Here is a 21314-nt window from a genome sequence, read left to right as displayed (position 1 = left end):
CCTCCTGAGGTTTTACGGTGAGCATTTTATGAGACTTCGGGCTTTTGCCGCTCACCCCTGCTGCTCAACCAATGCCTTGAGGTTTGTCAGACCGCGCTCGTAATCTCCGCCGATCCATTTATCCATCATCAGGCCCATCCAGCGCGACATGGGGTTCATTCCAAGATCGGATTCGAACCCCCAGGTCACCTGAGTCTGTTCACCCTCGGGCGTCAGATCGAAGGAGGCCGATGCGGACCCCATCGGACCGAAATCAAGCGCCGTTATGACGGTTTGATCCGGAACGCTTTCGACGATTTCCTGTGACCCAGTACCAACCTGCGGGTGATCAGATGCCCAATTCAAGGTGTTGCCAACGCCCGCCTCAGGGCCGCTGTAGGACAGCTGGGTTTCGGGATCGCGCGTCAACCAAGGTGACCATTTTTCAGTTTCCTGCATCGAATTCACGTAAGGAAAGATCGCGCTGGCGGGTGCGTTGATCGTGATGCTGCGAGACAGTTCGGCCTTGCCGGGCAAAAGATAAGACACGCCAACCAGAACCAGGATAAGAACAAGCAGAGTGATGAGAATACGTTTAATGAATCGCATGACGCGCTCCTGATCGAAAGAGTGTGGTTTCGATCATAGCAAAAAATGGCGCGAAATCAGAGACCTGATCCGCGCCATTCGAAAACTCTCAGATGTCAGCCCGTTTAGACAACCACGAATTTCTTCTCGGCCGGGTCATAACATTGCAGGCCACCTTCACCGATGTCGGTCCACAGCCCATGCAAGCTCAACGAGCCGTCATCTACCGCAGAGGAAACGAAGGGAAATGTCATCAGGTTCTCCAGCGATGCAACGACTGCCTGCCGTTCAAACTGCCGTGCCTGATCGACGCTGTCTTCAACATCGGCAACCAGGTCATATTTCGGTTTCAGGATATCCATCCAGCGGCCAACAAAGCTTTCTTTCGCCTCCAGTTGCGGGGCTTTTCCCTTGCACATGTCGATGCAGCCCTGAACACCTCCGCATTGCGAGTGGCCTAGAACGATCAGGTGCGCGACTTTCAGTGACGTGACCGCATATTCGATTGCCGCACTGGTGCCGTGGTGATCGCCATCAGGGGCGTAAGGCGGCACAAGGTTTGCGATGTTGCGGTGAATAAAGAACTCGCCCTGATCGGCACCGAAGATCGATGTCACATGAACCCGGCTGTCACAGCACGAAATCACCATAGCACGTGGGCGCTGCCCTTCAGTGGCCAGGCGGCGATACCAGACCTGGTTCTCCGAATAGGTGGTGGCTTTCCATCCGTGGTACCGCTTGACCAGATAGGTCGGCAGAGGTTTGGCTAAGTCCATTCTCATGTCCCCGTTCTTTTGTCTGTCGGCTGCTGTAACCTGAATTCGCAGAAAATTCGACCCATTTTCCAGCATCGGCGCAAGGTTTTGCAAAGCATTCTACCGCCAATGTCCAACTATGCCGTGGGGGCGTAGAGAATTGGGGTAGATGTGGTGGATAAAATAGTCACGCTTGAACAAAAGGAAACCGTTCGGCTGGATACGGACCGCTTGAACGGGCTGTATCGCCAATTGGGCGACAAGAACGCATTGGATGTATTGTGCCGCACGGTCGAGGAATTGGCCGTGCGCCTGTCAAACTGCGAGCGGTTTTGGCGTCAGCGCGACTGGGCCGGGCTGCGGAAATGCGCGCAGTCACTGGTGGCCATTGCCGAACAGATTGGTATGACCGCGCTGGCCCGTGTCGCCGGTGATGTGGCGCAATCTGTGGATGCCGGGGATGCGGTCGCGACGGGGGCCACCCTGTCGCGCCTGATCCGTGTAGGTGAGAAATCTCTGACCGTGATTTGGGATCAGCAGGATCTTTCCCTCTGACGGGGCTTGCGGACGGATCGTGGGCGACTAGGCTGGGCACAAATCGAACCAGCCGAGATGTCCATGACCCTGTCCTTCGCTTCGCCGTCCGAACCCTTTGTTCCGCTGCATGTCATTTCGCAACCCAATCTTGACGATTGGTTGAAAGACCAGCCAAGCCACATCGCATCGTGGGTCGAGGCCAATGGATTCACCGGGGCCATGGGACAGGCTCTGCTGATCCCTCAATCGGATGGTGCGCCCCAAATGGCTTTGGCAGGTTACGGAAAAAGCAGCAAGCGCACGCGCAAACGGTTCCCGCTGGCAGCGGCAGCCGAAACCTTGCGGAAGGGAACTTATCACATCGCGTCCGGTGTGCCCGCAGATGCGCTAAGCAACGAGTGCCTTGGTTGGCTACTCACAGGATATGCCTTTAACCGTTACGCCAATCAATCACCCGCCAAGGCGCGACTTGTTGCACCCGAGGGTGTTGATGCCGCGCGAATTGAGGCGCTGGCCAGTGCCGAGGCGCTGACCCGCGATTTGGTCAACACACCGGCCTCGGACATGGGACCGGCTCAGCTGCAGGCCGCAGCCGAGGATTTGGCGCAGGAATTCGGCGCGTCCTGTTCGGTAATCAAAAGCGACGACCTGTTGGATCAAAATTTCCCGCTGATTCACACGGTCGGACGCGCCGCCGCGCAAGCTCCGCGCTTGATCGAGATGACATGGGGCAACACCGGGCCCAAACTGACCCTTGTCGGCAAGGGTGTGTGCTTTGACACTGGCGGACTGAATCTGAAACCAGGGAATTCGATGTCCCTGATGAAAAAGGACATGGGCGGTGCGGCCAATGTGCTGGGTTTGGCACGGATGATCATGGCAACAAAGCTGCCTGTGCAACTGCGCGTGCTGATCCCAGCGGTCGAGAATTCGGTCGCGGGGAATGCCTTCCGTCCGGGGGATATCCTGACGTCGCGCAAAGGTCTGACGGTTGAGATCAACAACACCGACGCCGAAGGGCGGCTGGTTCTGGCTGACGCATTGGCTCTGGCGGATGAGGGTGAACCTGACCTGATCATCTCGATGGCGACGCTGACCGGTGCCGCGCGCGTCGCGGTTGGCCCCGATCTGGCGCCCTTTTACACCGATGACGATGGCGCGGCAGACGCGCTGGCCAACGCTGGTCGGCAATCGGCCGACCCTGTCTGGCGGATGCCTTTCCATGAACCCTATGAGGCGATGATCGAACCCGGCATTGCTGATTTGGACAATGCTCCATCAGGTGGGTTCGCAGGCTCAATCACCGCGGCCCTGTTCCTGCGCCGCTTTGTGGGTGACAGCCGCTATATGCATTTCGACATCTATTCCTGGCAGCCCAGCAAGGCCCCCGGACGCAGCAAAGGCGGTCTGGGCCAAGGGCCGCGTGCCGTGCTGACCGCCCTGCCCGAGATTCTGAACCTATGACCCGCCTGCGCGTCATAAAGCCGGTTGTTGATTTGTTGCGCAGCCCGAATGGCCCCAGGGACCGGCAGCTGTTGTTTGGCGACCCGGTAGATGTTGTTGACGAAACCGATGGGTGGAGCCGGATCACCTCGGACAAGGACGGTTATCCCGGTTGGGTCAGGTCCGATCAGCTGGGACCTGAGGCGCAACAGACCCACTGGGTCACCGCGCCCGCGACACATGCCTATAAACAGCCCGACATGAAAAGCCAGGACCGCGTATCGCTGAGTTTCGGTAGCAAATTATGCGTGCTGTCGGAACAGAATAGATTTCTGGAAACAGAACTGGGGTTCATTCCGGCGATTCACGCCAAACTCAGCGCAACGCACCTGACCGATCCCGTAGCGGTGGCCGAGCTGTTTCTGGGCACACCCTATCTTTGGGGGGGAAACAGTCGCTTCGGTATTGATTGTTCCGGGTTGGTTCAGGCCGGTTTGCTGGCCTGCGGCATACCCTGCCCCGGTGATAGCAACGATCAGGAACGCGAACTGGGTACGGCGCTGCCTGCCGGAACTGAACCAAAGCGCGGGGATCTGTTGTTCTGGAAAGGCCACGTGGCATGGGTCTATGGCGAGAACATGCTGCTTCATGCCAACGCCTACCACATGGACGTGACGTTCGAGCCGATGGATCAAGCAATCACACGGATTCTGGAGCAGGGCGACGGGTCTGTAACAGCCCACAAAAGGCTCTAATCAAGGTCAACCGACCGGATCAGCTTGCGTTCCAACACGCGCAGCACGGTGCGCAGGTCATGGCCTCGCTTCAAGATACGCCCGTCCATGCCGATCACCGAATACATCCCCTGTTTGGACCGCAGACGAGGGTGTTTTTCGACCCGGTAGATCGGATGCTCTGCCGTACGTCTGAAAATGGAAAAAACCGCCATATCGCGCAGGTTGGAAATGCCATAGTCACGCCATTCTCCGGCGGCGACCATCTTGCCATAGACAGACAGTATATGTGACATCTCGCGCCGGTCGAACGCGACGGGCATCTGGGCCGAGTTTGCAGAAAACCGGCTGGGAGGCTGCATGTTCATACCCTCAGCCTTGCCGGAAAACGCATTTGAATCAAGTCCGGTGCCAACAGGTGTGGTAAATTTGAATCGTTTCGTCCTACCGCCGCCCAACTTGCCGACAGATCAGAATCACCGGCAAAAGCCCAACCGCCAGGATCACAAGCGAGGGAACCGCTGCGCCCTCCAACCGTTCGTCTGAGGCCAGACGATAGGCCTGGACCGCAAGCGTATCAAAGTTGAAGGGGCGCATGATCAAGGTCGCGGGCAGCTCTTTCATCACATCCACAAATACGATCAGCAAGGCTGTCAGCAGCGAGGGTGTCAAGATAGGTAGATGCACACGTCGCAAGGTGCCCAGAGGCGATTGGCCCAAAGACCGGGACGCAGCATCCATATTGGCGTGCACAGTACTCTGCCCGCCTTCGTAAGCGCTGAGCGCTGCCGCCAGAAAGCGCACCATGTAAGCTGCAACCAGCAACCAGATCGACCCGGTCACCAGCAGACCCGTCGAGACGTCGAACGTCTGGCGCATCCACAAATCCAGCGCGTTGTCGAATCTGGCGAAGGGTACCATCAGGCCAACGGCGATTACGCCCCCGGGCACCGCATAGCCCAACCGCGCCAGATAGCCTGTGGTCGATGATCCCCGACCCGGGCGAAGGCGCTGAAAGAACCCAACACAGATCGCGGCGCAGACCGTAACCACGGCGGCCACTCCTGCAAGTGTCAGCGAGTTTTGAATGAACCCAATGTAACGCCGCGACAGCAGGTTTTGTTCAGAGGTCAGGCCCATCTGGATCAGAATAAATACCGGCAACAAGAACCCCAGCACCACTGGAATAACGCACAAGGTAATGGCTGCTGCGGATTGCCAGCCCTTAAGCTGCGCCGAAGGCAGGGACGCATGGCTTTTGCCTGCCTGATAGTACTTTGCCTTGCCGCGCTGCGTCCGCTCGGCCACGGCCATGACCAGCGCAAAGCCCAGCAGGCACAAGGCCAACTGCGCCGCACCCGCCCGGTCGCCGATCGAGAACCAGCTTGTGTAAATACCGGTGGCAAATGTCTGAACGCCGAAATAGGCGACGGTTCCAAAATCGGCGATGGTTTCCATGATGGCCAGCAGAACACCACCGGCAATGGCCGGGCGGGCCATCGGCAAAGACACGTGCCAGAACGCCAACCACGGGCTTTTGCCCAGCGCACGGGCGGCCAGAAAAGCGGTGGCGCTTTGCTGCAGAAACGCGGCCCGCGCCAGCAGATAAACATAAGGATAGAGCACTAGGATCAGCATCACCGCCGCGCCCTCGGTCGAGCGGATTTCCGGGAACCAATAATCGCGCGGGCCCCAACCCGTCACGTCGCGCAGCGTGGTCTGCACGATACCGGGGTGATCCAGAATGAACGTATAGGCGTAAGCCAGAACATAGGCCGGGAAGGCCAGCGGCAGGACCAGTGCAATTTCCAGAAAGCGCACACCGGGAAAGCGTGTCATCGTCACCAGCCACGCCGCGCCAACCCCGATAGAGAACGTGCCCATAGCCACCAAAACGACAAGGATCACGGTTGTCAGTGCATACCCGGGTAAAACCGTCTCGAACAGATGTGAGACCGTATCCGTACCCCCCGTCACCGCCGCCAGAACGACCGCAACCATCGGCAGAAGACAAGCCGCTGCTACCATATAGGCCACAGTGGCCACCAACCGGGTGCCCAGCGCGCCGCGATTGCGTTTCCCGTGTTCTGAATAGTCGATTTCGGCCATGGACCCGGATTGTAACTGGCGTTGGCTATTGATCAGCCTTTAATCGACCAAAATGCTAAGAAACACCAGTGCAGGGGAAAACAAATCTGCGACACATACTGCCGCAGACATGGCTCGGGGTCATTCGTAAACGCGCTGATCCTCGATCACCAACCCGTCCTTCGGCAGTGATCCGGGGGTTACGACCTCGATCGCGCCTTTCAGTTTCAGCACCTCGACTACGGATTTGGCATAAGCCATGTCGTCGCCTCCCGCGCTTTCGATCTGAACGGTCATGGTGTCCATCTCACCCTGACGGGCGGCGATAACACGGGCTTTGACGATTTCCTCGTGCTTATCGACCAATGCTGCCACCTGTTCAGGGCGCACAAACATGCCCTTGATCTTGGTGGTCTGATCTGCGCGACCCATCCAGCCTTTAATACGCAGATTGGTCCGCCCACAGGGCGACACTCCTGGCATGATCGCGGATAGATCACCCGTGGCAAAGCGGATCAGCGGGTAATCAGGGTTCAGAGAGGTCACCACAACCTCACCCACCTCACCCGGCTCTACCGGTGTTCCGGTGCCAGGAGTGACGACCTCGATAATGACATGTTCGTCGATGATCATCCCTTCCATCGCGGCGCTTTCGTAGGCGATGTTGCCCAGATCGGCCGTGGCATAGCATTGCAGGCAGGAAATACCCCGATCAGCATAGTCCTGACGCAAAGATGGGAACAGCGCGCCGCCGCCCACAACAGCCTTTGAGAAGTTCATAGCCACGCCCATCTCATCTGCTTTGTCCAGAATGACCTTCAGATAGTCCGGCGTGCCCGCATAAGACGTGCAGCCCACATCACGCGCCGCAGTCACCTGCAATTCGGTCTGGCCGGTACCCGCTGGCAGCACGGCGGCCCCTACCGCGCGCGCGCCGCTTTCAAAAATCATACCAGCTGGCGTGAGGTGATAGCCGAAACAGTTTTGCACGATATCTCCGGGTCCGACTCCGGCGGCGTTCAGGAAACGCCCCATGCGCCACCAATCATGATCCGTGCTGCCGGGCTCATAGATCGGACCAGGCGACTGGAACACATGATGGAAATGCCGGGCAGGTTTGACGGTGAACCCGCCGAACGGCGGGCGCGACGCTTGTGCAGCTGCCAAATCCGACTTCCGAAGCACCGGCAATTTGACTAGATCTTCAAAGGACGTCACCGCGCTGGTATCTGCGTCCGCCAAATGCGCAGCAAAGCCCGGAGCGGACAGGGCGCGGTCAATCTGAGTACGCAGCGCCTGCGCCTGGTCCGCGGAGCGTTCATCGGCTGATCGGGTTTCGAGAGCGTCGTAGTAGGTCATCGCCAGATCCTCCATTCGCTTACAACCACCTCTTGCGGCGGCGGTAAGATCGCACATCACGGAAGCTTTTGCGGCCTTCGTCGGACATGCCCAGATAAAATTCTTTCACGTCTGGGTTTTCGCGCAAATCTGCTGCCGGACCATCCATCACGACGCGCCCGGATTCCAGAATATAGCCGTAATGCGCAAACCTTAGAGCCACATTTGTGTTCTGTTCGGCCAGCAAGAAGGACACACCTTCTTTCTCGTTCAGGTCCTTCACGATACCGAAAATCTCTTCGACCAGCTGCGGCGCAAGTCCCATCGAGGGTTCGTCCAGCAGGATCGTTTCGGGTCGGGACATCAGCGCCCGGCCCATTGCAACCATCTGTTGCTCACCACCCGAAGTGTAGCCTGCCTGCGACCGGCGGCGTTCTTTCAGACGGGGAAAATATGTGTAGACCAGTTCAAGGTCCTGCTGAATGGCGGCCTTGCCATCCTTGCGGGTATAGGCGCCCGTCAGCAGATTTTCCTCAACAGTCAGGTGTTCGAAACAATGGCGGCCTTCCATCACCTGGATGACGCCCTTTTCCACCAGATCGGCAGGATCGCTTTCATGCACGCTGGTGCCGCGATATTCGATCGTTCCCTTGGTGACTTCACCGCGCTCGGAATGCAGCAGGTTCGACACAGCCTTGAGCGTCGTCGTTTTTCCTGCGCCGTTGCCGCCCAGCAGGGCCGTGATACCGCCCTTGGGCACAGTCAGGCTGACGCCTTTCAGAACGAGGATCACGTGATTGTAGATCACCTCGATATTGTTGACCTCAAGCAGGGTTTCCGACTTGGTGTCAGTGGTTTGTGCCGCATCCAGCATCTGCGCGTGTCCTTAAGCGAGTGTGGGGTTCGGGACGGCGGTCTGCCGCCGCCCCGGTTTGTTCAAAGCGCTGTATCAGCAACGCCCTTCAATGTTGTTTTCTGCTGCATAGGCCGCAGAATCTTCATCGATCAGCGCGCCGATCACTTCACCATCGGTCTGCTTGAAGTCCGAGATCAGCGTCCAGGTCTTGTTTGCTGCATCCCACTGCGTCACACCCACAAGGGCGTCACCGCCATGGTTTTCGCATGAGACCGAGAAGGTCGGACCAAAGTTCGCCAGGCCCAGTTCGGCCATCTTCTCTTCTGTCATCTCCAGTGCTTCCATACCGGCACGCATCTCAGACGGGGTAATTTCCGCATTGCCCGAGATTTCCTGGGCTTTCTTGATGGCTTCGGCAGCCAGAACAGCCGCATAGAGACCACGGTTATACAGAACCGTGCCAACCTGATCACCCGCGCCTGCAGCCTTACCTGCATCGACAACGTGTTTCTGCAGATCGTCAAAGACCGGGAAGTCCGTGCCAACGTTGTGGAAAGTTAGTGCTTTGTACCCATTGGCAGCTTCGCCCGCTGGCAGCACGTCGTTTTCAGAACCGGACCACCAGATGCCGATGAAGTTTTCCATCGGGAACCGGATGTTGGCGGCCTCTTGCACGGCAACCTGGTTCATAACCCCCCAGCCCCACATCAGGACATAGTCGGGACGATCACGGCGGATTTGCAGCCACTGCGACTTCTGTTCCTGACCCGGGTGATCGACCGGCAGGGCGACCAGTTCAAAGCCGTGCTTTTTTGACAGCTCTTCCAGCGTACGGATCGGTTCCTTACCATAGGCCGAGTTGTGGTAGACCAGCGCGATTTTCTTGCCGCTCAGATCGCCACCATTCTCCTCAAGCAGGTAATTGACCGCGCCCGAGGCCCCGTCCCAGTAGTTGGCAGGATAGTTGAAGGTGTGACTGAACACATCGCCGTTCTTGGCCGAGGTCCGACCATATCCCATCGTGTGCAGCGGAATGTCGTCTGCAGTGACTTTTGGGATCAGCTGGTACGTAATACCTGTGGACAGCGGCTGATAAACCAAAGCGCCTTCGCCTTTGGTGGCTTCATAGCATTCCACACCTTTTTCGGTGTTGTAGCCGGTTTCGCATTCGACCATCCGGATCGGAACACCGCCGATGCCGCCATCGCGCTCATTCAGCAGGGTGAAATAGTCATTATAGCCATCCGAGAACGGAATGCCGCCAGCGGCGTAAGGCCCGGTACGATAGCTCAGATCGGGGATCACAAGATCCGCCAGAGCGGGTCCTGCAGCCATCAGGGCGCTTAGCGCCGCGGTTGCCAGTTTCAATTTCATCGGGTGTCTCCTCCCTTGGTTAGTCCGATGTTGCATTCAGGCTTGTTCCGCCCGTTTTTTCATTGGGCCGATCCCTTAGTGTGGGAACGGCCATAGTCTGAGTTTCTCTTTCGCCACACGCCACAGCTGCGCCAGCCCGTGCGGTTCCAGGATCAGGAACATGATGATCAGCGCGCCGACGATCACCAGCTGCAGATGTGCCACGATATCCGTGGGCCAGCCCAGAACGTCGACGCCCACCACTTTCAGGACCACCGGCAGCAGAACAAGGAAAGCGGCACCGGCGAACGATCCGAAAATAGACCCTAACCCACCGATAATGATCATGAACAGGACCAGGAACGACTTCTGGATGCCAAAGACTTCGCCAACCTCGACCGCGCCGAGATAGACCGCGAAGAACAACGCGCCCGCGATACCGATAAAGAACGAGCTGACGGCAAAGGCGCTCATCTTGGCCTTCAGTGGGTTAACCCCGATGATCTCGGCCGCGATATCCATGTCTCGGATTGCCATCCATGTCCGGCCCGTCGTGCCGCGCGTCAGGTTGCGTGCGATCAGGGCGCTGACGGCCAGGAAAATCAGGCAGAACAGATAGGTGGCCCATGCCGGTGCATTCGGACCGGTGATGATGATGCCAAACACATCCCGTTCCGGCGCATTGATCTGACCCGAAGCGGAATAGTTGTAGAACCACGGCACCCGGTTAAAGAGCCATACAAGGAAGAACTGCGCCGCCAACGTGGCCACCGCAAGATAGAACCCCTTGATCCGCAAGCTCGGCAGGCCAAACAGCACCCCGACAATGGCCGTTATGCCGCCGGCCAGAATGACATGAATGAACATGCTGACATCAGGGAACGAGGTCATCAGCTTGTAGCAGGCATAGGCACCCACAGCCATGAAACCACCGGTACCCAAGGATACCTGCCCGCAATAGCCCACAAGGATGTTCAACCCGATTGCCGCAATGGCATAAATCAAAAAGGGCAGTAACAGCGCGTTGGCCCAGTAGTCATTGATGACGAAGGGAATTATTCCGAAAGCCACCGCCAGAACCACATAATACCGATACCGGTCGAACTTGATCGGAAAGGTCTGGCTGTCATCTGTGTAGGAGGTTTTGAAATCCCCGGCCTCACGATAAAACATGTCTTACTTTCCCCATTCTTCCTGCGCCCGGTTGCGGGCCTCGGCGTCCAGCTGCCTGGAGCCTTTTGCATATCCGCTCGCCTCTGAGGCGCGCACAAGTTTCATATAAGCCAGTATGCCCATGACCAGCCCGGCAAACGCCAGGATCGCCGCAATCACCAATTGTCCATCGGTCAGGTCGTCGGAGGTGAACGCAATGTAGCCAAAAGCCCAGAACCCGGCCCACGCGATCACGTTGATGATGGCGATCAGCTTAGTCACGTCCTACACCCTCTCAATGATCTTTTCACCGAACAGGCCCTGCGGCCGGAACACGAGGAAGATCAGCGCCAGAACATAGGCGAACCAGTTCTCGGTCGCACCGCCCACCAACGGGCCGATGGCAAACTCGAACAGTTTTTCGCCCACACCGATGATCAGTCCGCCGACGATGGCACCGGGGATCGAGGTGAACCCGCCCAGCATTAGAACCGGCAGCGCTTTGAGCGCGATCAGGGACAGAGAGAACTGCACGCCTGACTTGGTGCCCCACATGATGCCTGCAACCAGCGCGACAAAACCCGCAACCGACCACACCATGATCCAGATGAAGTTCAGCGAGATGCCGACCGACAGAGCCGCCTGGTGGTCATCCGCCACGGCGCGCATCGCCCGGCCCTGCTTGGTGTATTGGCTGAACGCGACCAGTGCGGTCACCAGCAGCGCGGCTATCACCGTCGCCACAAGGTCCAGATTGTCGATAAAGAAGCCGTAGCCAAAAATGTTGAACGTGGTCTCATCGATCCACAAGTTGATACCCTGCGGCAGTCCGACATCCAATGTCTTGATCTCGGATCCCCACATCAGGTCAGCCACGCCCTCAAGGAAATAGGCCAGGCCGATGGTCGCCATGAACAAGATGATTGGCTCTTGCCCGACCAGATGCCGCATCACAAAGCGCTGCACCGCCCAGGCCAGCAGAACCATGACACCCATCGTCAGGATAATCGCCACAAACGCAGGTACATTCCATCCGAACTTGTGGATATGCGTCCCGAAAGTCGCGTTGATCAGGTGGGCAAACGGTACCTGCCCGTTCATGATCCCGACTAGCGTCATGGCGGCAAACAGGGCCATAACCCCTTGGGCGTAGTTGAAGATTCCGGACGCCTTGTAGATCAGAACAAAGCCCAGCGCGACCAGAGCGTACAGCACACCGGCCATAAGACCGTTGAGGAAAACCTCCATCGCGAAAATCAGCTGATCAGGCATGTGTGCCCCCTCTCATGTCTGTCAGTTGCTCAGTCATGGCTCACCCCCAGATAGGCGTCGATGACTTCCTGATTGCTGCGCACCTCGTCCGGGGTACCGTCGCCGATCTTTTTGCCGTAATCCATCACGACCACGCGGTCGCTCAGGTCCATCACCACGCCCATGTCATGCTCGATCAGGGCGATGGTGGTGCCGAACTCGTCATTCACGTCGAGGATAAAGCGGCTCATGTCCTCTTTCTCTTCAACGTTCATGCCGGCCATTGGTTCGTCCAGCAGCAACAGTTTAGGCTCGGCCGCCAAAGCGCGGGCTAACTCGACCCGCTTTTTCAACCCGTAAGGCAGGCGGGAAACCGGCGTCTTGCGGATGTGCTGAATTTCGAGAAAGTCGATGATTTTCTCGACCGCTTCGCGGTTTTCAACCTCTTCCGCCTCAGCCTTGCCCTTCCACATGGCCTGCTGAAAGAGGTTGGTTTTCATATAGTTCAGCCGCCCGGTCATGACGTTGTCCAGCACGCTCATGCCTTCGAAAAGGGCAATGTTCTGGAACGTCCGGGCAATACCTTGCCGCGCAACTTCATAAGGGCGCATCTGCGGACGCTTTGCCCCATGGAACCAGACCTCGCCCTCCTGCGGGATATAGAACCCTGAAATCACGTTCAGCATCGAGGATTTACCGGCGCCGTTCGGACCGATGATCGCGCGGATCTCGCCTTCACGAATGTCGAACGAGATATCCTTGATCGCCACCACACCGCCAAAGCGCAGGGTGATGTTCTTCATCTCCATCACCACGCCGCCGATCTTGCGGCCATCTTCGGTGACATATCCTTCGGAGTTATCCAGCATCAGTCACTCCCTGACTTGCGGAAAAACGGGACGGCGGGCGGGGTGATGACCACAGGTCGAGCGGCGCATGACCGGCCCTCATTCCGCCGCCACCTTGTGCTGAGCAACCGGCACGACCGGTGCATCGATAATCTCAAGCGTTGCGCTGATCGAACCCTTTCGCCCGTCCTCATAAGTCACTTCGGTCGTGGTCGAGACCTGCTTGGACCCGTCATAAAGCGCATCGATGATGTCACTGAACTTGTCCTCGACAAATCCGCGACGCACTTTTCGCGTACGGGTCATCTCACCGTCATCCGCGTCCAGTTCTTTGTGCAGCACCACAAAGCGATGCACCTGGCAGCCCGACAACATTTCGTCAGCGGCCACAGACTTGTTCACCTCTTCCACGTGATTTCGAATCGTCTCTAACACACGGGGATTTGCCGTCAGTTCCTGATAAGACGCATAGGCTACGTTGTTGCGTTCCGCCCAGTTGCCCACTGCTGTCAGGTCGATGTTGATAAAGGCCACGCAGCGGTCCTTGCCGTTTCCGAACAAAACAACCTCAAGGATGTCGGGATAGAATTTCAGCTTGTTCTCGACGTATTTCGGCGCAAACATCGACCCGTCGGCCATCTTGCCCACATCCTTTGCGCGGTCGATGATCCGCAGATGCCCCGAACTTTCCTCGATGAACCCCGCATCCCCAGTGGCCACCCAGCCTTCGGCATCTTTGGTCGAGGCGGTTGAGTCCGGGTTGTTGTAATACTCAACGAACACACCGGGTGAGCGATAGTGAATCTCACCCTTGTCGTCGATCTTCAGTTCCACATCCGGGGCAGGCACGCCAACTGTATCGGCGCGCACTTCACCATCCGGCTGAACCGTGATGAAAACTGTCGCTTCGGTCTGACCGTAAAGCTGTTTCAGGTTGATGCCGAGCGAGCGGTAGAAATCAAAAATCTCCGGGCCGATCGCCTCACCCGCCGTATAGCCAACGCGAAAGCGGCCATAACCCAGCGTATCTTTGAGCGGCCCGTAGACCAACATACTGCCCAGCGCGTATTTCACGCGGTCGCCAAAGCTCACCGGCTTGCCGTCCAGCAACAGGCCACCCACTTTCTTGGCATGCGCCATGAAGTGGTGGAACATCCGTTGCTTCAGTTTGCCAGCGTCCTCCATCCGGATCATCACATTGGTCAGCTGAGTCTCAAAAACCCGCGGCGGAGCGAAGAAATAAGTCGGCCCGATTTCGCGCAGGTCCGTCATCATCGTGTCGGCGCTTTCAGGGCAGTTCACGCAGAAGCCGCACCAATAGGCCTGACCGATGGAAAAGATGAAATCGCCAACCCAAGCCATCGGCAGGTAAGACAGGATGTCTTCGTTCCGGTTCAAATGATCAAATTCGGCGGAGTTCTTGGCGCTTTCGATCACGTTGCGGTTCGACAGCACTACACCCTTGGGTTTACCCGTGGTGCCCGACGTATACAGCATGACGCAAGTTCCGTCGTATTCGATCTCGGCAATCCGGCGGTCCAGTTCCGCATCGAAACGCACGTGACCGGCGTTGCCTTCGGCCATCAGATCGTCCAGTGCGTTCATCTGGCTGTGATCGTATTTCCGCATCCCCCGCTTGTCGGTGTAGAGGATGTGTTTGACCTGATGCAGGTTCTCCTGAATCTCGATGACCTTGTCGACCTGCTCCTGATCACCACAGACGACGTATTTTGCGCCGCAATGATCCAGCACATAGGCCATCTCTTCGGCGACTGCGTCCTGATAAAGCGGCACCGGCACAGCACCCACCATCTGAGCCGCAACCATCGACCAGTAATGCGCCGGACGATTACGCCCGATCACTGCGATGTGGTCGCCTTTTGTGACGCCAAGTTCCAGAAAGCCCAGGGCAATCGCACGGATTTCCTTGGCCGTTTCGGCCCAGGTCCAGCATTGCCAGATTCCGAATTCCTTTTCCCGGTAGGCCGGGGCGTCCCCGAACCGGGTCGCATTGCGGTGTAGCAGCGCCGGAAGAGAGTGCATCCCTTCAGCGCCCGACTGCGTCTGAGCCAATATCTTTCTCCTCCCCATCCGACCCCTCCTCCGAGCCGGAAATGGCAAACCCGAGGATCAACCCCGGACGCCAACGCCCCGATAAGGGACGCAGGAAAGATCAGCGTCAACTTTTTCCTGATGTTTTCTCAATTCTTACGAATTGTAACAGGGGTAGAGACGTAATCTTCCGGTTTGTACAAGTTGCACAAACTGCAAAGTTAGGTGCTTCAAAAAGCTAGCTTGAGTTTGCGCTCCACTTATTCGCCAAAAGGCTGCTGAGTTTGAGAATATGGCCATGGGTATGCGGCGTGCATGAAGGGCATCTTCAAGCCCAAATGGACAGTTTCAAAACAAACACATACGTTGATCTAGTAAGCTGTGTTGCAATGCTTGGATAAATGCCAGTTCGACTTTTTCAAACTGTGTCAGTTACATTTATGCTTTTTTTGGCAGGACTTGCTTGTTCTCCGGCAATTGGGGAGAAAAGCAATCAATCCGAAATCGTAATAAGCTGCACTCTCAAGAGTACAGAAGGAGAAAAAGTAGAGGTCATTCTCACAGAAAAAGAAGGAGAACTAAATTTAAACGTTAATGACTTGGATTTAATCGGCGTAGTTCCACTTCGAGGCCACAGTCATTCACCGACCATTGCTGTCGCCAGCAACATGGACGATAGAGGTGTGTATACCCTGGCCATCCATAGAGCCTTTTTTCGGCATTTTTCTATCGGATTTGACCCGAACAATCCCCCGGCCACGCTGACTGTGCAACAAGCTGAAAACGATTTTGTCCCGACAATCTTAGTGTTCCAAGGAAATTGCAATTTCGACTAAATCTGAGGCATCTGCTTTGTCCGAATACACTATATCCGGGCTTATCAACTCGAATGCCTTTGTCGTTTTCTGCTATAACCAATCCCGCAAAATCGGAATCAGCGGCACATCCGCCGCAGGCATCGAATAGTTCCGCAACTCATTCGCACGGGCCCATTTCAGCGCCTGCCCCTCTTTCGACTGCGGAATACCCTCCCATTTACGACAAGCAAACAGCGGCATCAGCAGGTGAAATTCGTCATAGCTATGGCTGGCAAAGGTCAGCGGGGCGAGGCATGAGGCCCAGGTGTCGATGCCCAGTTCCTCGTGCAATTCGCGGATCAGGGCGGCCTCGGGGGTTTCGCCGGGTTCGATCTTGCCACCGGGGAATTCCCAGAGACCGGCCATAGATTTGCCCTCGGGTCGTTGGGCCAGAAGCACCCGGCCCTCAATGTCGATCAGGGCGACAGCGGACACCAGTAAGGTCTTCACGAGCGATAATCCGCGTTGATCTCGATATAGCCGTGGGTCAGATCGCAGGTCCAAACGGTGGATTTGCCTTCGCCCAGCCCAAGATCGACCGCAATCACAAGGTCTTGACCTTTCATATAGGCGGCGGCGTCATCCTCACGGTAATCCGGGCTGACCCAGCCCTTTTCGGCAACCAGAATATCCCCGAAGGAAATACTCAGCAGGTCGCGGTCAGCGGCGGCACCGGATTTGCCGATGGCCATAACGATCCTGCCCCAGTTCGGGTCTTCACCAGCAATAGCCGTTTTAACCAGCGGTGAGTTGGCAATCGCCAGCCCATGCACCTTGGCGTCCGTATCCGACGCGGCACCGGTTACACGAATTTCCACAAATTTCGTAGCACCTTCACCGTCGCGCACCACCTGTTGCGCCAGATCCAGCATCACGCTTTCCAGCGCCTCGACAAACGCCGGGTTGCCGGTGGCATCTACGCCCGAAGCTCCAGTTGCACAGAGCAACAGGCTGTCCGAGGTCGAGGTGTCGCTGTCCACGGTAATACAGTTGAATGTCCGGTCGGTTTGGGCGCTCAGCATCGCCTGCAGGGCGGACTGTTCGACCTGTGCATCGGTAAAGATGTAGACAAGCATCGTCGCCATATCCGGCGCGATCATGCCTGACCCCTTGGCAATCCCTGCGATAGAGACTGTTCTTCCGTCAATCTCGACCTTTACGCTGGACCCTTTTGGAAAGGTATCCGTGGTCATGATCGCCCGCGCTGCGTCCTCGATCGCGTGTCGGCTGAGGCCCGCCTTCAACGCCTCAAGCTGTGCCACGATGCGGTCGTGGGGCAGCGGCTCACCAATCACGCCGGTGGAAGAGGTGAAGACGCGTTCGACTGCAACGCCGGTCGCTTTGGACACTGCTTGCGTGACCTCAGCCACCGAGGTTTGACCATAATGACCTGTAAAGGCATTGGCATTGCCCGAATTCACCAAAATCGCCGCTGGCCCATCGCTGGACCCGCCGATCTTGTCCTGACAGTCCAGCACGGGGGCAGCGCGGGTGGCCGATCGAGTGAACACCCCGGCCACAGATGTGCCTGGATCCAGAACCGCCAACATTACGTCGGTGCGGCCCTGATAACGCACGCCAGCCTCGACGGTGGCAAAACGCACACCGTCAATGGCAGGCAGATCGGGAAAACCCGCTGGCGCGAGCGGCGAAACCTTGGTGATCGCGGCCACTGGGGTTACTCCTGAATCAGATCGATCTGACGGATGACCTCGGGGCCAACACCGTCCAAAGCGGGACGTTCGATCTGCGACTGCTGCGTCAGCTCGTCAATCTTGGCTTGAATCGCGTCCTGCTGAAGAGACTGGGCCAGCTGTTCACGGACGGCATCAAGCCCCGGCGCTTCGGATTTTCGCGTGTCGTTGAGAATGATCAGGTGCCAGCCGAACTGTGTTTGCACCGGATCCGAGATCTGACCCTTTTCCAACGAAACAACGGCGTTTTCGAATTCCGGAACCATCTGGCCCTTGCCAAACCATCCCAATGACCCGCCATTCGGACCCGATGGGCCGGTCGACTTTTCCTTGGCCGTCTCGGCAAAATCGCCGCCGTCATCCAGCAGGGTTTTGATTTCCTTGGCTTCTTCTTCGGTAGCTACAAGAATATGGCTGGCGTCGAACTCATCTTCGCCTTCGAAGTTGCCGAATTCCGCGTCATAGGCTGCCTGAATTGACTCTTCGGTCACAACATCGCCCAGCAACGCATTTACTGTCTGCACCGCCCGCATGGACCGGCCTTCGTTTTCCAGTCCCAACTGGTTCAGCCGGTTCAGATCGTCCTGCTGCTGCGCCAGCAATTGCTGCTGGATCAATTGCTCGATGACGAATTCGTACAGAACATCATCTTCGACCTCGGAGTAATTCGGCGGCAGCGCCGCGACAGATGCGATAACGTGACCCAGTGTGATTTCATCCCCGTTCACATTGGCGACAACCGTATCCGCGTCCGGCTTGGTTTCGGCAGCAACCGGCATCACCATCACAGCAGCCAGAGCCAGCGATGGCAGAAAAGTGAGGCCTTTGGGCATGGAATCATCCTATTTCTTTGCCGCGACGGGGCGTGGCGTTGACACTCTGGGACCTGCCGCTTACATCGCTTTGAAGCCTTGGACAGGGCCGCCTTTCATCCCCCGTATCTATGGGTTGCAAGCAAGGTGGGCAAGCCTGTCGCAACCAAGACAAGAACAGATCCGCTGGAGTGAACATGCTGGGACTCGGAACGCTCGCCAAAAAGGTGTTCGGAACACCGAACGACCGCAAGATCAAGGCGACCCGCCCGCTGGTCGAAAAGATCAATGCGCTGGAACCTGAGTTCGAAAAACTGTCCGATGAGGGCCTGATCGAAAAGACCGCCGAACTGCGTAAACGCGCACTTGATGGTGAGGCGCTGGACGACCTGCTGCCCGAAGCCTTTGCCAACGTTCGCGAAGGTGCCAGACGCGCGCTGGGTCTGCGCGCCTTTGACGTACAGCTGATGGGCGGCGCGTTCCTGCATCAGGGCAATATCTCGGAGATGAAAACGGGTGAGGGCAAGACGTTGGTTGCCACTTTCCCCGCCTATCTGAACGCACTGACCGGCAAGGGCGTGCACGTGGTCACGGTAAACGAGTACCTGGCCAAGCGTGACGCCGAATGGATGGGCAAGGTGTTTGGTGCCCTTGGCATGACCACCGGTGTGATTTGGTCTGGTCAGCCGGACGCCGAGAAAAAAGCCGCCTACGCCTGTGACGTCACCTATGCCACCAACAACGAGTTGGGCTTTGATTATCTGCGCGATAATATGAAAGCGGAACTGGATCAGATTTACCAAAAGTACCACAATTTCGCGATTGTGGACGAGGTCGACTCGATCCTGATCGACGAGGCGCGGACGCCGCTGATCATCTCGGGCCCGTCCGAGGACCGCTCGGACCTGTATACCGCCATCGACGCCCTGATCCCGTCGCTGCAGGATGACCATTTCTCGTTGGACGAAAAGTCCCGGAACGTGACCTTTACGGATGAGGGAAACGAATTCCTGGAACAACAGCTGAACGCCAACGGTCTGATCCCGGAAGGCCATACTTTGTATGATCCGGAAAGCACCACAGTCGTTCACCACGTCAACCAGGGTCTGCGCGCACACAAGCTGTTTACACGTGACAAAGACTATATCGTCCGTGACGGCAACGTCATTCTGATCGACGAATTCACTGGCCGGATGATGCCAGGTCGCCGCCTGTCCGAAGGCCTGCATCAAGCCATCGAAGCCAAGGAAGGCGTGCAGATTCAGCCTGAAAACGTGACACTGGCCAGTGTGACCTTCCAGAACTACTTCCGCCTGTATGACAAGCTGGGCGGCATGACCGGCACCGCGCTGACCGAGGCCGAAGAATTCGCCGAAATCTACGGTCTGGGCGTGGTCGAGGTTCCGACCAACAGGCCGATTGCCCGTCTTGACGAAGACGATCAGGTTTATCGCACTGCCGATGAGAAATACGGCGCGATGATCAATGAGACCAAAGAAGCGCAGGAAAAGGGCCAGCCGGTTCTTTTGGGCACAACCTCGATCGAGAAATCCGAACTGCTAAGCCAGCTGCTGCAAAAGGAAGGCATCGAACATAACGTTCTGAACGCCCGCCAGCACGAGCAAGAGGCACAGATCGTGGCCGATGCCGGCCGGTATGGTGCGGTGACCATTGCCACCAACATGGCTGGCCGCGGCACCGACATTCAGCTGGGCGGCAATGTCGAGATGAATGTGCTGCAGGCGCTGGCCGAAAACCCCGAGGCCGATCCTGCCGAGCTACGAGCCAAGGAAGAGGCCCGCCACGCCGAGGAAAAGGAAAAGGTTCTGGCGGCCGGTGGTCTTTACGTCATGGCATCCGAACGTCACGAAAGCCGTCGGATCGACAATCAGCTGCGCGGTCGTTCGGGCCGTCAGGGTGACCCGGGCCGTACCGTGTTCTACCTGAGTCTCGAAGACGACCTGATGCGCATCTTCGGATCAGAGCGGCTGGACAAGGTTCTGACCACGCTGGGCATGAAAGAAGGCGAGGCAATTGTTCATCCTTGGGTGAACAAGTCGCTGGAACGCGCACAGTCCAAGGTCGAAGGTCGCAACTTTGACATGCGCAAAAACGTTCTGAAATTCGACGACGTGATGAACGACCAGCGTAAAGTGGTGTTCAGCCAGCGGCGCGAGATCATGTCGACCGATGACTTGTCCGAGATCGTCTCGGACATGCGCGAACAGGTGATCGACGATCTGATCGACGAACACATGCCGCCAAAAACCTATGCCGATCAGTGGGACACCGACGGTCTGCACGAGGCGATCAAGGAAAAGCTGACCATCGATGCGCCCGTACAGGACTGGGCCGCCGAGGAAGGCGTCGATGATGAACAGGTGCGCGAGCGTCTGGTCAATGCTGCCGATGAGATGATGGCGCAAAAGGCGGCGGCCTTTGGTCCCGAAAATATGCGCAACATCGAAAAGCAGGTTCTGCTGCAGACGATCGACAGTAAATGGCGCGAGCACTTGCTGACGCTGGAACATTTGCGCTCGGTCGTTGGATTCCGCGGTTACGCCCAGCGCGACCCGCTGAATGAATACAAGAACGAGAGCTTCCAGTTGTTTGAGTCCATGCTCGACAGTCTGCGCGAAACCGTGACTCAGCAATTGTCGCGCGTCCGTCCGCTGACCGAAGAGGAACAGCGCGAGATGCTGGCACAGATGCAGGCACAGCAAGCACAGGCACAACAGGCGGTGGATCAAGCTACCGATAAGGCCGAAGCACTGGCCGAAGCTCAGGCTTCAGGCGATGCACGCCCCGGCTTTGTCGAAGACGATTCCTCGACTTGGGGGAACCCGTCGCGCAACGATCTCTGCCCGTGTGGATCGGGCAAGAAATTCAAACATTGCCACGGCCGACTGACCTAACGTCACCTTGATCAAAACACATTGAGTCCGTTTCACGGCCACATATTGGCCGTGATTCAACT

20 protein-coding genes are annotated in these 21314 nt (G+C 57.2%); 5 read left to right on the top strand and 15 right to left on the bottom strand.

The annotated features are described in order from the left end of the window. Nucleotides 1–51: 51 nt before the first annotated feature. Both DHN12_RS12925 and DHN12_RS12920 read right to left on the bottom strand, forming a co-directional pair. A complete protein-coding gene (locus tag DHN12_RS12925; protein ID WP_108860577.1) occupies nt 52–588 on the bottom strand; it encodes an SRPBCC family protein in 537 nt (178 codons plus the stop codon). A 104-nt stretch (nt 589–692) separates the two neighbouring features. Then, nucleotides 693–1343: a carbonic anhydrase gene (locus DHN12_RS12920; RefSeq protein ID WP_108860651.1), complete on the bottom strand. Its 651-nt coding sequence runs from the start codon at nt 1341–1343 to the stop codon at nt 693–695. A gap of 153 nt (nt 1344–1496) precedes the next feature. On the opposite strand from DHN12_RS12920, the gene DHN12_RS12915 reads away from it, so the two are divergent. The 3 genes from DHN12_RS12915 (at nt 1497) to DHN12_RS12905 (ending at nt 4057) form a co-directional block, all read left to right on the top strand. Then, nucleotides 1497–1877, top strand: a complete 381-nt coding sequence (locus tag DHN12_RS12915) for a hypothetical protein (protein WP_373455757.1) — start codon at nt 1497–1499, stop codon at nt 1875–1877. A gap of 63 nt (nt 1878–1940) precedes the next feature. Then, a complete protein-coding gene (locus DHN12_RS12910) occupies nt 1941–3323 on the top strand; it encodes a M17 family metallopeptidase (RefSeq protein ID WP_108860575.1) in 1383 nt (460 codons plus the stop codon). Then, entirely contained in the window at nt 3320–4057 is a 738-nt protein-coding gene (locus DHN12_RS12905) for a C40 family peptidase (protein WP_108860574.1), read from the top strand. Before DHN12_RS12910 ends, DHN12_RS12905 begins: the two co-directional genes overlap by 4 nt. Here DHN12_RS12905 and DHN12_RS12900 read toward each other — a convergent pair. The 10 genes from DHN12_RS12900 to DHN12_RS12855 all read right to left on the bottom strand — a co-directional run bounded on the left by DHN12_RS12900 (nt 4054) and on the right by DHN12_RS12855 (nt 14965). Further along, nucleotides 4054–4404, bottom strand: coding sequence for a DUF2794 domain-containing protein (locus DHN12_RS12900; protein WP_058275250.1), 351 nt, complete (start codon nt 4402–4404; stop codon nt 4054–4056). The genes DHN12_RS12905 and DHN12_RS12900 overlap by 4 nt on opposite strands. 76 nt (nt 4405–4480) lie before the next feature. After that, nucleotides 4481–6145 (bottom strand): iron ABC transporter permease, encoded by a 1665-nt coding sequence (locus DHN12_RS12895; protein ID WP_108860573.1) that lies wholly within the window; start codon nt 6143–6145, stop codon nt 4481–4483. A gap of 120 nt (nt 6146–6265) precedes the next feature. Continuing rightward, nucleotides 6266–7483 carry a phenylacetate--CoA ligase family protein gene (locus tag DHN12_RS12890; RefSeq protein ID WP_108860650.1) on the bottom strand — a complete coding sequence of 406 codons (1218 nt, stop codon included), beginning with the start codon at nt 7481–7483 and terminating at the stop codon, nt 6266–6268. Between the two features lie 19 nt (nt 7484–7502). Beyond that, nucleotides 7503–8336, bottom strand: coding sequence for an ABC transporter ATP-binding protein (locus DHN12_RS12885; RefSeq protein ID WP_058275083.1), 834 nt, complete (start codon nt 8334–8336; stop codon nt 7503–7505). 75 nt (nt 8337–8411) lie between these two features. After that, complete coding sequence (locus DHN12_RS12880) at nt 8412–9692, bottom strand: ABC transporter substrate-binding protein (protein ID WP_058275084.1); 1281 nt, start codon at nt 9690–9692, stop codon at nt 8412–8414. 75 nt (nt 9693–9767) lie between these two features. Further along, nucleotides 9768–10844 (bottom strand): branched-chain amino acid ABC transporter permease, encoded by a 1077-nt coding sequence (locus DHN12_RS12875; RefSeq protein ID WP_058275085.1) that lies wholly within the window; start codon nt 10842–10844, stop codon nt 9768–9770. Nucleotides 10845–10847: 3 nt separating this feature from the next. Then, the gene (locus tag DHN12_RS12870; RefSeq protein WP_108860572.1) at nt 10848–11105 is read right to left on the bottom strand and encodes a hypothetical protein; all 258 of its coding nucleotides are present in this window, start codon (nt 11103–11105) and stop codon (nt 10848–10850) included. 3 nt (nt 11106–11108) lie between these two features. Next, complete coding sequence (locus DHN12_RS12865) at nt 11109–12095, bottom strand: branched-chain amino acid ABC transporter permease (RefSeq protein ID WP_058279216.1); 987 nt, start codon at nt 12093–12095, stop codon at nt 11109–11111. 29 nt (nt 12096–12124) lie between these two features. Next, nucleotides 12125–12943 (bottom strand): ABC transporter ATP-binding protein, encoded by an 819-nt coding sequence (locus DHN12_RS12860; RefSeq protein ID WP_058275088.1) that lies wholly within the window; start codon nt 12941–12943, stop codon nt 12125–12127. A gap of 78 nt (nt 12944–13021) precedes the next feature. Continuing rightward, a complete protein-coding gene (locus tag DHN12_RS12855) occupies nt 13022–14965 on the bottom strand; it encodes an AMP-binding protein (protein ID WP_199913509.1) in 1944 nt (647 codons plus the stop codon). 410 nt (nt 14966–15375) lie between these two features. On the opposite strand from DHN12_RS12855, the gene DHN12_RS12850 reads away from it, so the two are divergent. Then, entirely contained in the window at nt 15376–15810 is a 435-nt protein-coding gene (locus tag DHN12_RS12850; protein WP_159090023.1) for a hypothetical protein, read from the top strand. A 72-nt stretch (nt 15811–15882) separates the two neighbouring features. Here DHN12_RS12850 and mutT read toward each other — a convergent pair whose 3' ends face one another. From mutT to DHN12_RS12835, 3 genes are read right to left on the bottom strand one after another with little or no spacing between them, the layout of a single operon-like run. After that, nucleotides 15883–16281 (bottom strand): 8-oxo-dGTP diphosphatase MutT, encoded by a 399-nt coding sequence (mutT, locus tag DHN12_RS12845; RefSeq protein WP_108860569.1) that lies wholly within the window; start codon nt 16279–16281, stop codon nt 15883–15885. Next, nucleotides 16278–17504 (bottom strand): bifunctional glutamate N-acetyltransferase/amino-acid acetyltransferase ArgJ, encoded by a 1227-nt coding sequence (argJ, locus tag DHN12_RS12840; protein ID WP_108860568.1) that lies wholly within the window; start codon nt 17502–17504, stop codon nt 16278–16280. Before argJ ends, mutT begins: the two co-directional genes overlap by 4 nt. A 5-nt stretch (nt 17505–17509) precedes the next feature. Then, nucleotides 17510–18358, bottom strand: coding sequence for a peptidylprolyl isomerase (locus DHN12_RS12835; protein ID WP_108860567.1), 849 nt, complete (start codon nt 18356–18358; stop codon nt 17510–17512). A gap of 176 nt (nt 18359–18534) precedes the next feature. Between DHN12_RS12835 and secA the strand changes: the two genes are divergently transcribed. Further along, the gene (gene secA, locus DHN12_RS12830; RefSeq protein WP_108860649.1) at nt 18535–21252 is read left to right on the top strand and encodes a preprotein translocase subunit SecA; all 2718 of its coding nucleotides are present in this window, start codon (nt 18535–18537) and stop codon (nt 21250–21252) included. Nucleotides 21253–21314 lie beyond the last annotated feature (62 nt).

It is taken from the genome of Ruegeria sp. Alg231-54, from assembly GCF_900143525.1.
Lineage (GTDB): Bacteria > Pseudomonadota > Alphaproteobacteria > Rhodobacterales > Rhodobacteraceae > Ruegeria.
The sequence above is the reverse complement of the archived record's forward strand: the minus strand, read 5'-3'. Positions and strand labels throughout refer to the sequence as shown.

Excerpts from the sequence above, each read along its gene's own strand:
- DHN12_RS12925 (WP_108860577.1), bottom strand. The coding sequence starts at position 588 with ATGCGATTCATTAAACGTATTCTCATCACTCTGCTTGTTCTTATCCTG.
- DHN12_RS12920 (WP_108860651.1), bottom strand. The coding sequence starts at position 1,343 with ATGGACTTAGCCAAACCTCTGCCGACCTATCTGGTCAAGCGGTACCAC.
- DHN12_RS12910 (WP_108860575.1), top strand. The coding sequence starts at position 1,941 with ATGACCCTGTCCTTCGCTTCGCCGTCCGAACCCTTTGTTCCGCTGCAT.
- DHN12_RS12905 (WP_108860574.1), top strand. The coding sequence starts at position 3,320 with ATGACCCGCCTGCGCGTCATAAAGCCGGTTGTTGATTTGTTGCGCAGC.
- DHN12_RS12900 (WP_058275250.1), bottom strand. The coding sequence starts at position 4,404 with ATGAACATGCAGCCTCCCAGCCGGTTTTCTGCAAACTCGGCCCAGATG.
- DHN12_RS12895 (WP_108860573.1), bottom strand. The coding sequence starts at position 6,145 with ATGGCCGAAATCGACTATTCAGAACACGGGAAACGCAATCGCGGCGCG.
- DHN12_RS12890 (WP_108860650.1), bottom strand. The coding sequence starts at position 7,483 with ATGACCTACTACGACGCTCTCGAAACCCGATCAGCCGATGAACGCTCC.
- DHN12_RS12885 (WP_058275083.1), bottom strand. The coding sequence starts at position 8,336 with ATGCTGGATGCGGCACAAACCACTGACACCAAGTCGGAAACCCTGCTT.
- DHN12_RS12880 (WP_058275084.1), bottom strand. The coding sequence starts at position 9,692 with ATGAAATTGAAACTGGCAACCGCGGCGCTAAGCGCCCTGATGGCTGCA.
- DHN12_RS12875 (WP_058275085.1), bottom strand. The coding sequence starts at position 10,844 with ATGTTTTATCGTGAGGCCGGGGATTTCAAAACCTCCTACACAGATGAC.
- DHN12_RS12865 (WP_058279216.1), bottom strand. The coding sequence starts at position 12,095 with ATGCCTGATCAGCTGATTTTCGCGATGGAGGTTTTCCTCAACGGTCTT.
- DHN12_RS12860 (WP_058275088.1), bottom strand. The coding sequence starts at position 12,943 with ATGCTGGATAACTCCGAAGGATATGTCACCGAAGATGGCCGCAAGATC.
- DHN12_RS12855 (WP_199913509.1), bottom strand. The coding sequence starts at position 14,965 with ATGCACTCTCTTCCGGCGCTGCTACACCGCAATGCGACCCGGTTCGGG.
- DHN12_RS12850 (WP_159090023.1), top strand. The coding sequence starts at position 15,376 with ATGCCAGTTCGACTTTTTCAAACTGTGTCAGTTACATTTATGCTTTTT.
- DHN12_RS12835 (WP_108860567.1), bottom strand. The coding sequence starts at position 18,358 with ATGCCCAAAGGCCTCACTTTTCTGCCATCGCTGGCTCTGGCTGCTGTG.
- secA (WP_108860649.1), top strand. The coding sequence starts at position 18,535 with ATGCTGGGACTCGGAACGCTCGCCAAAAAGGTGTTCGGAACACCGAAC.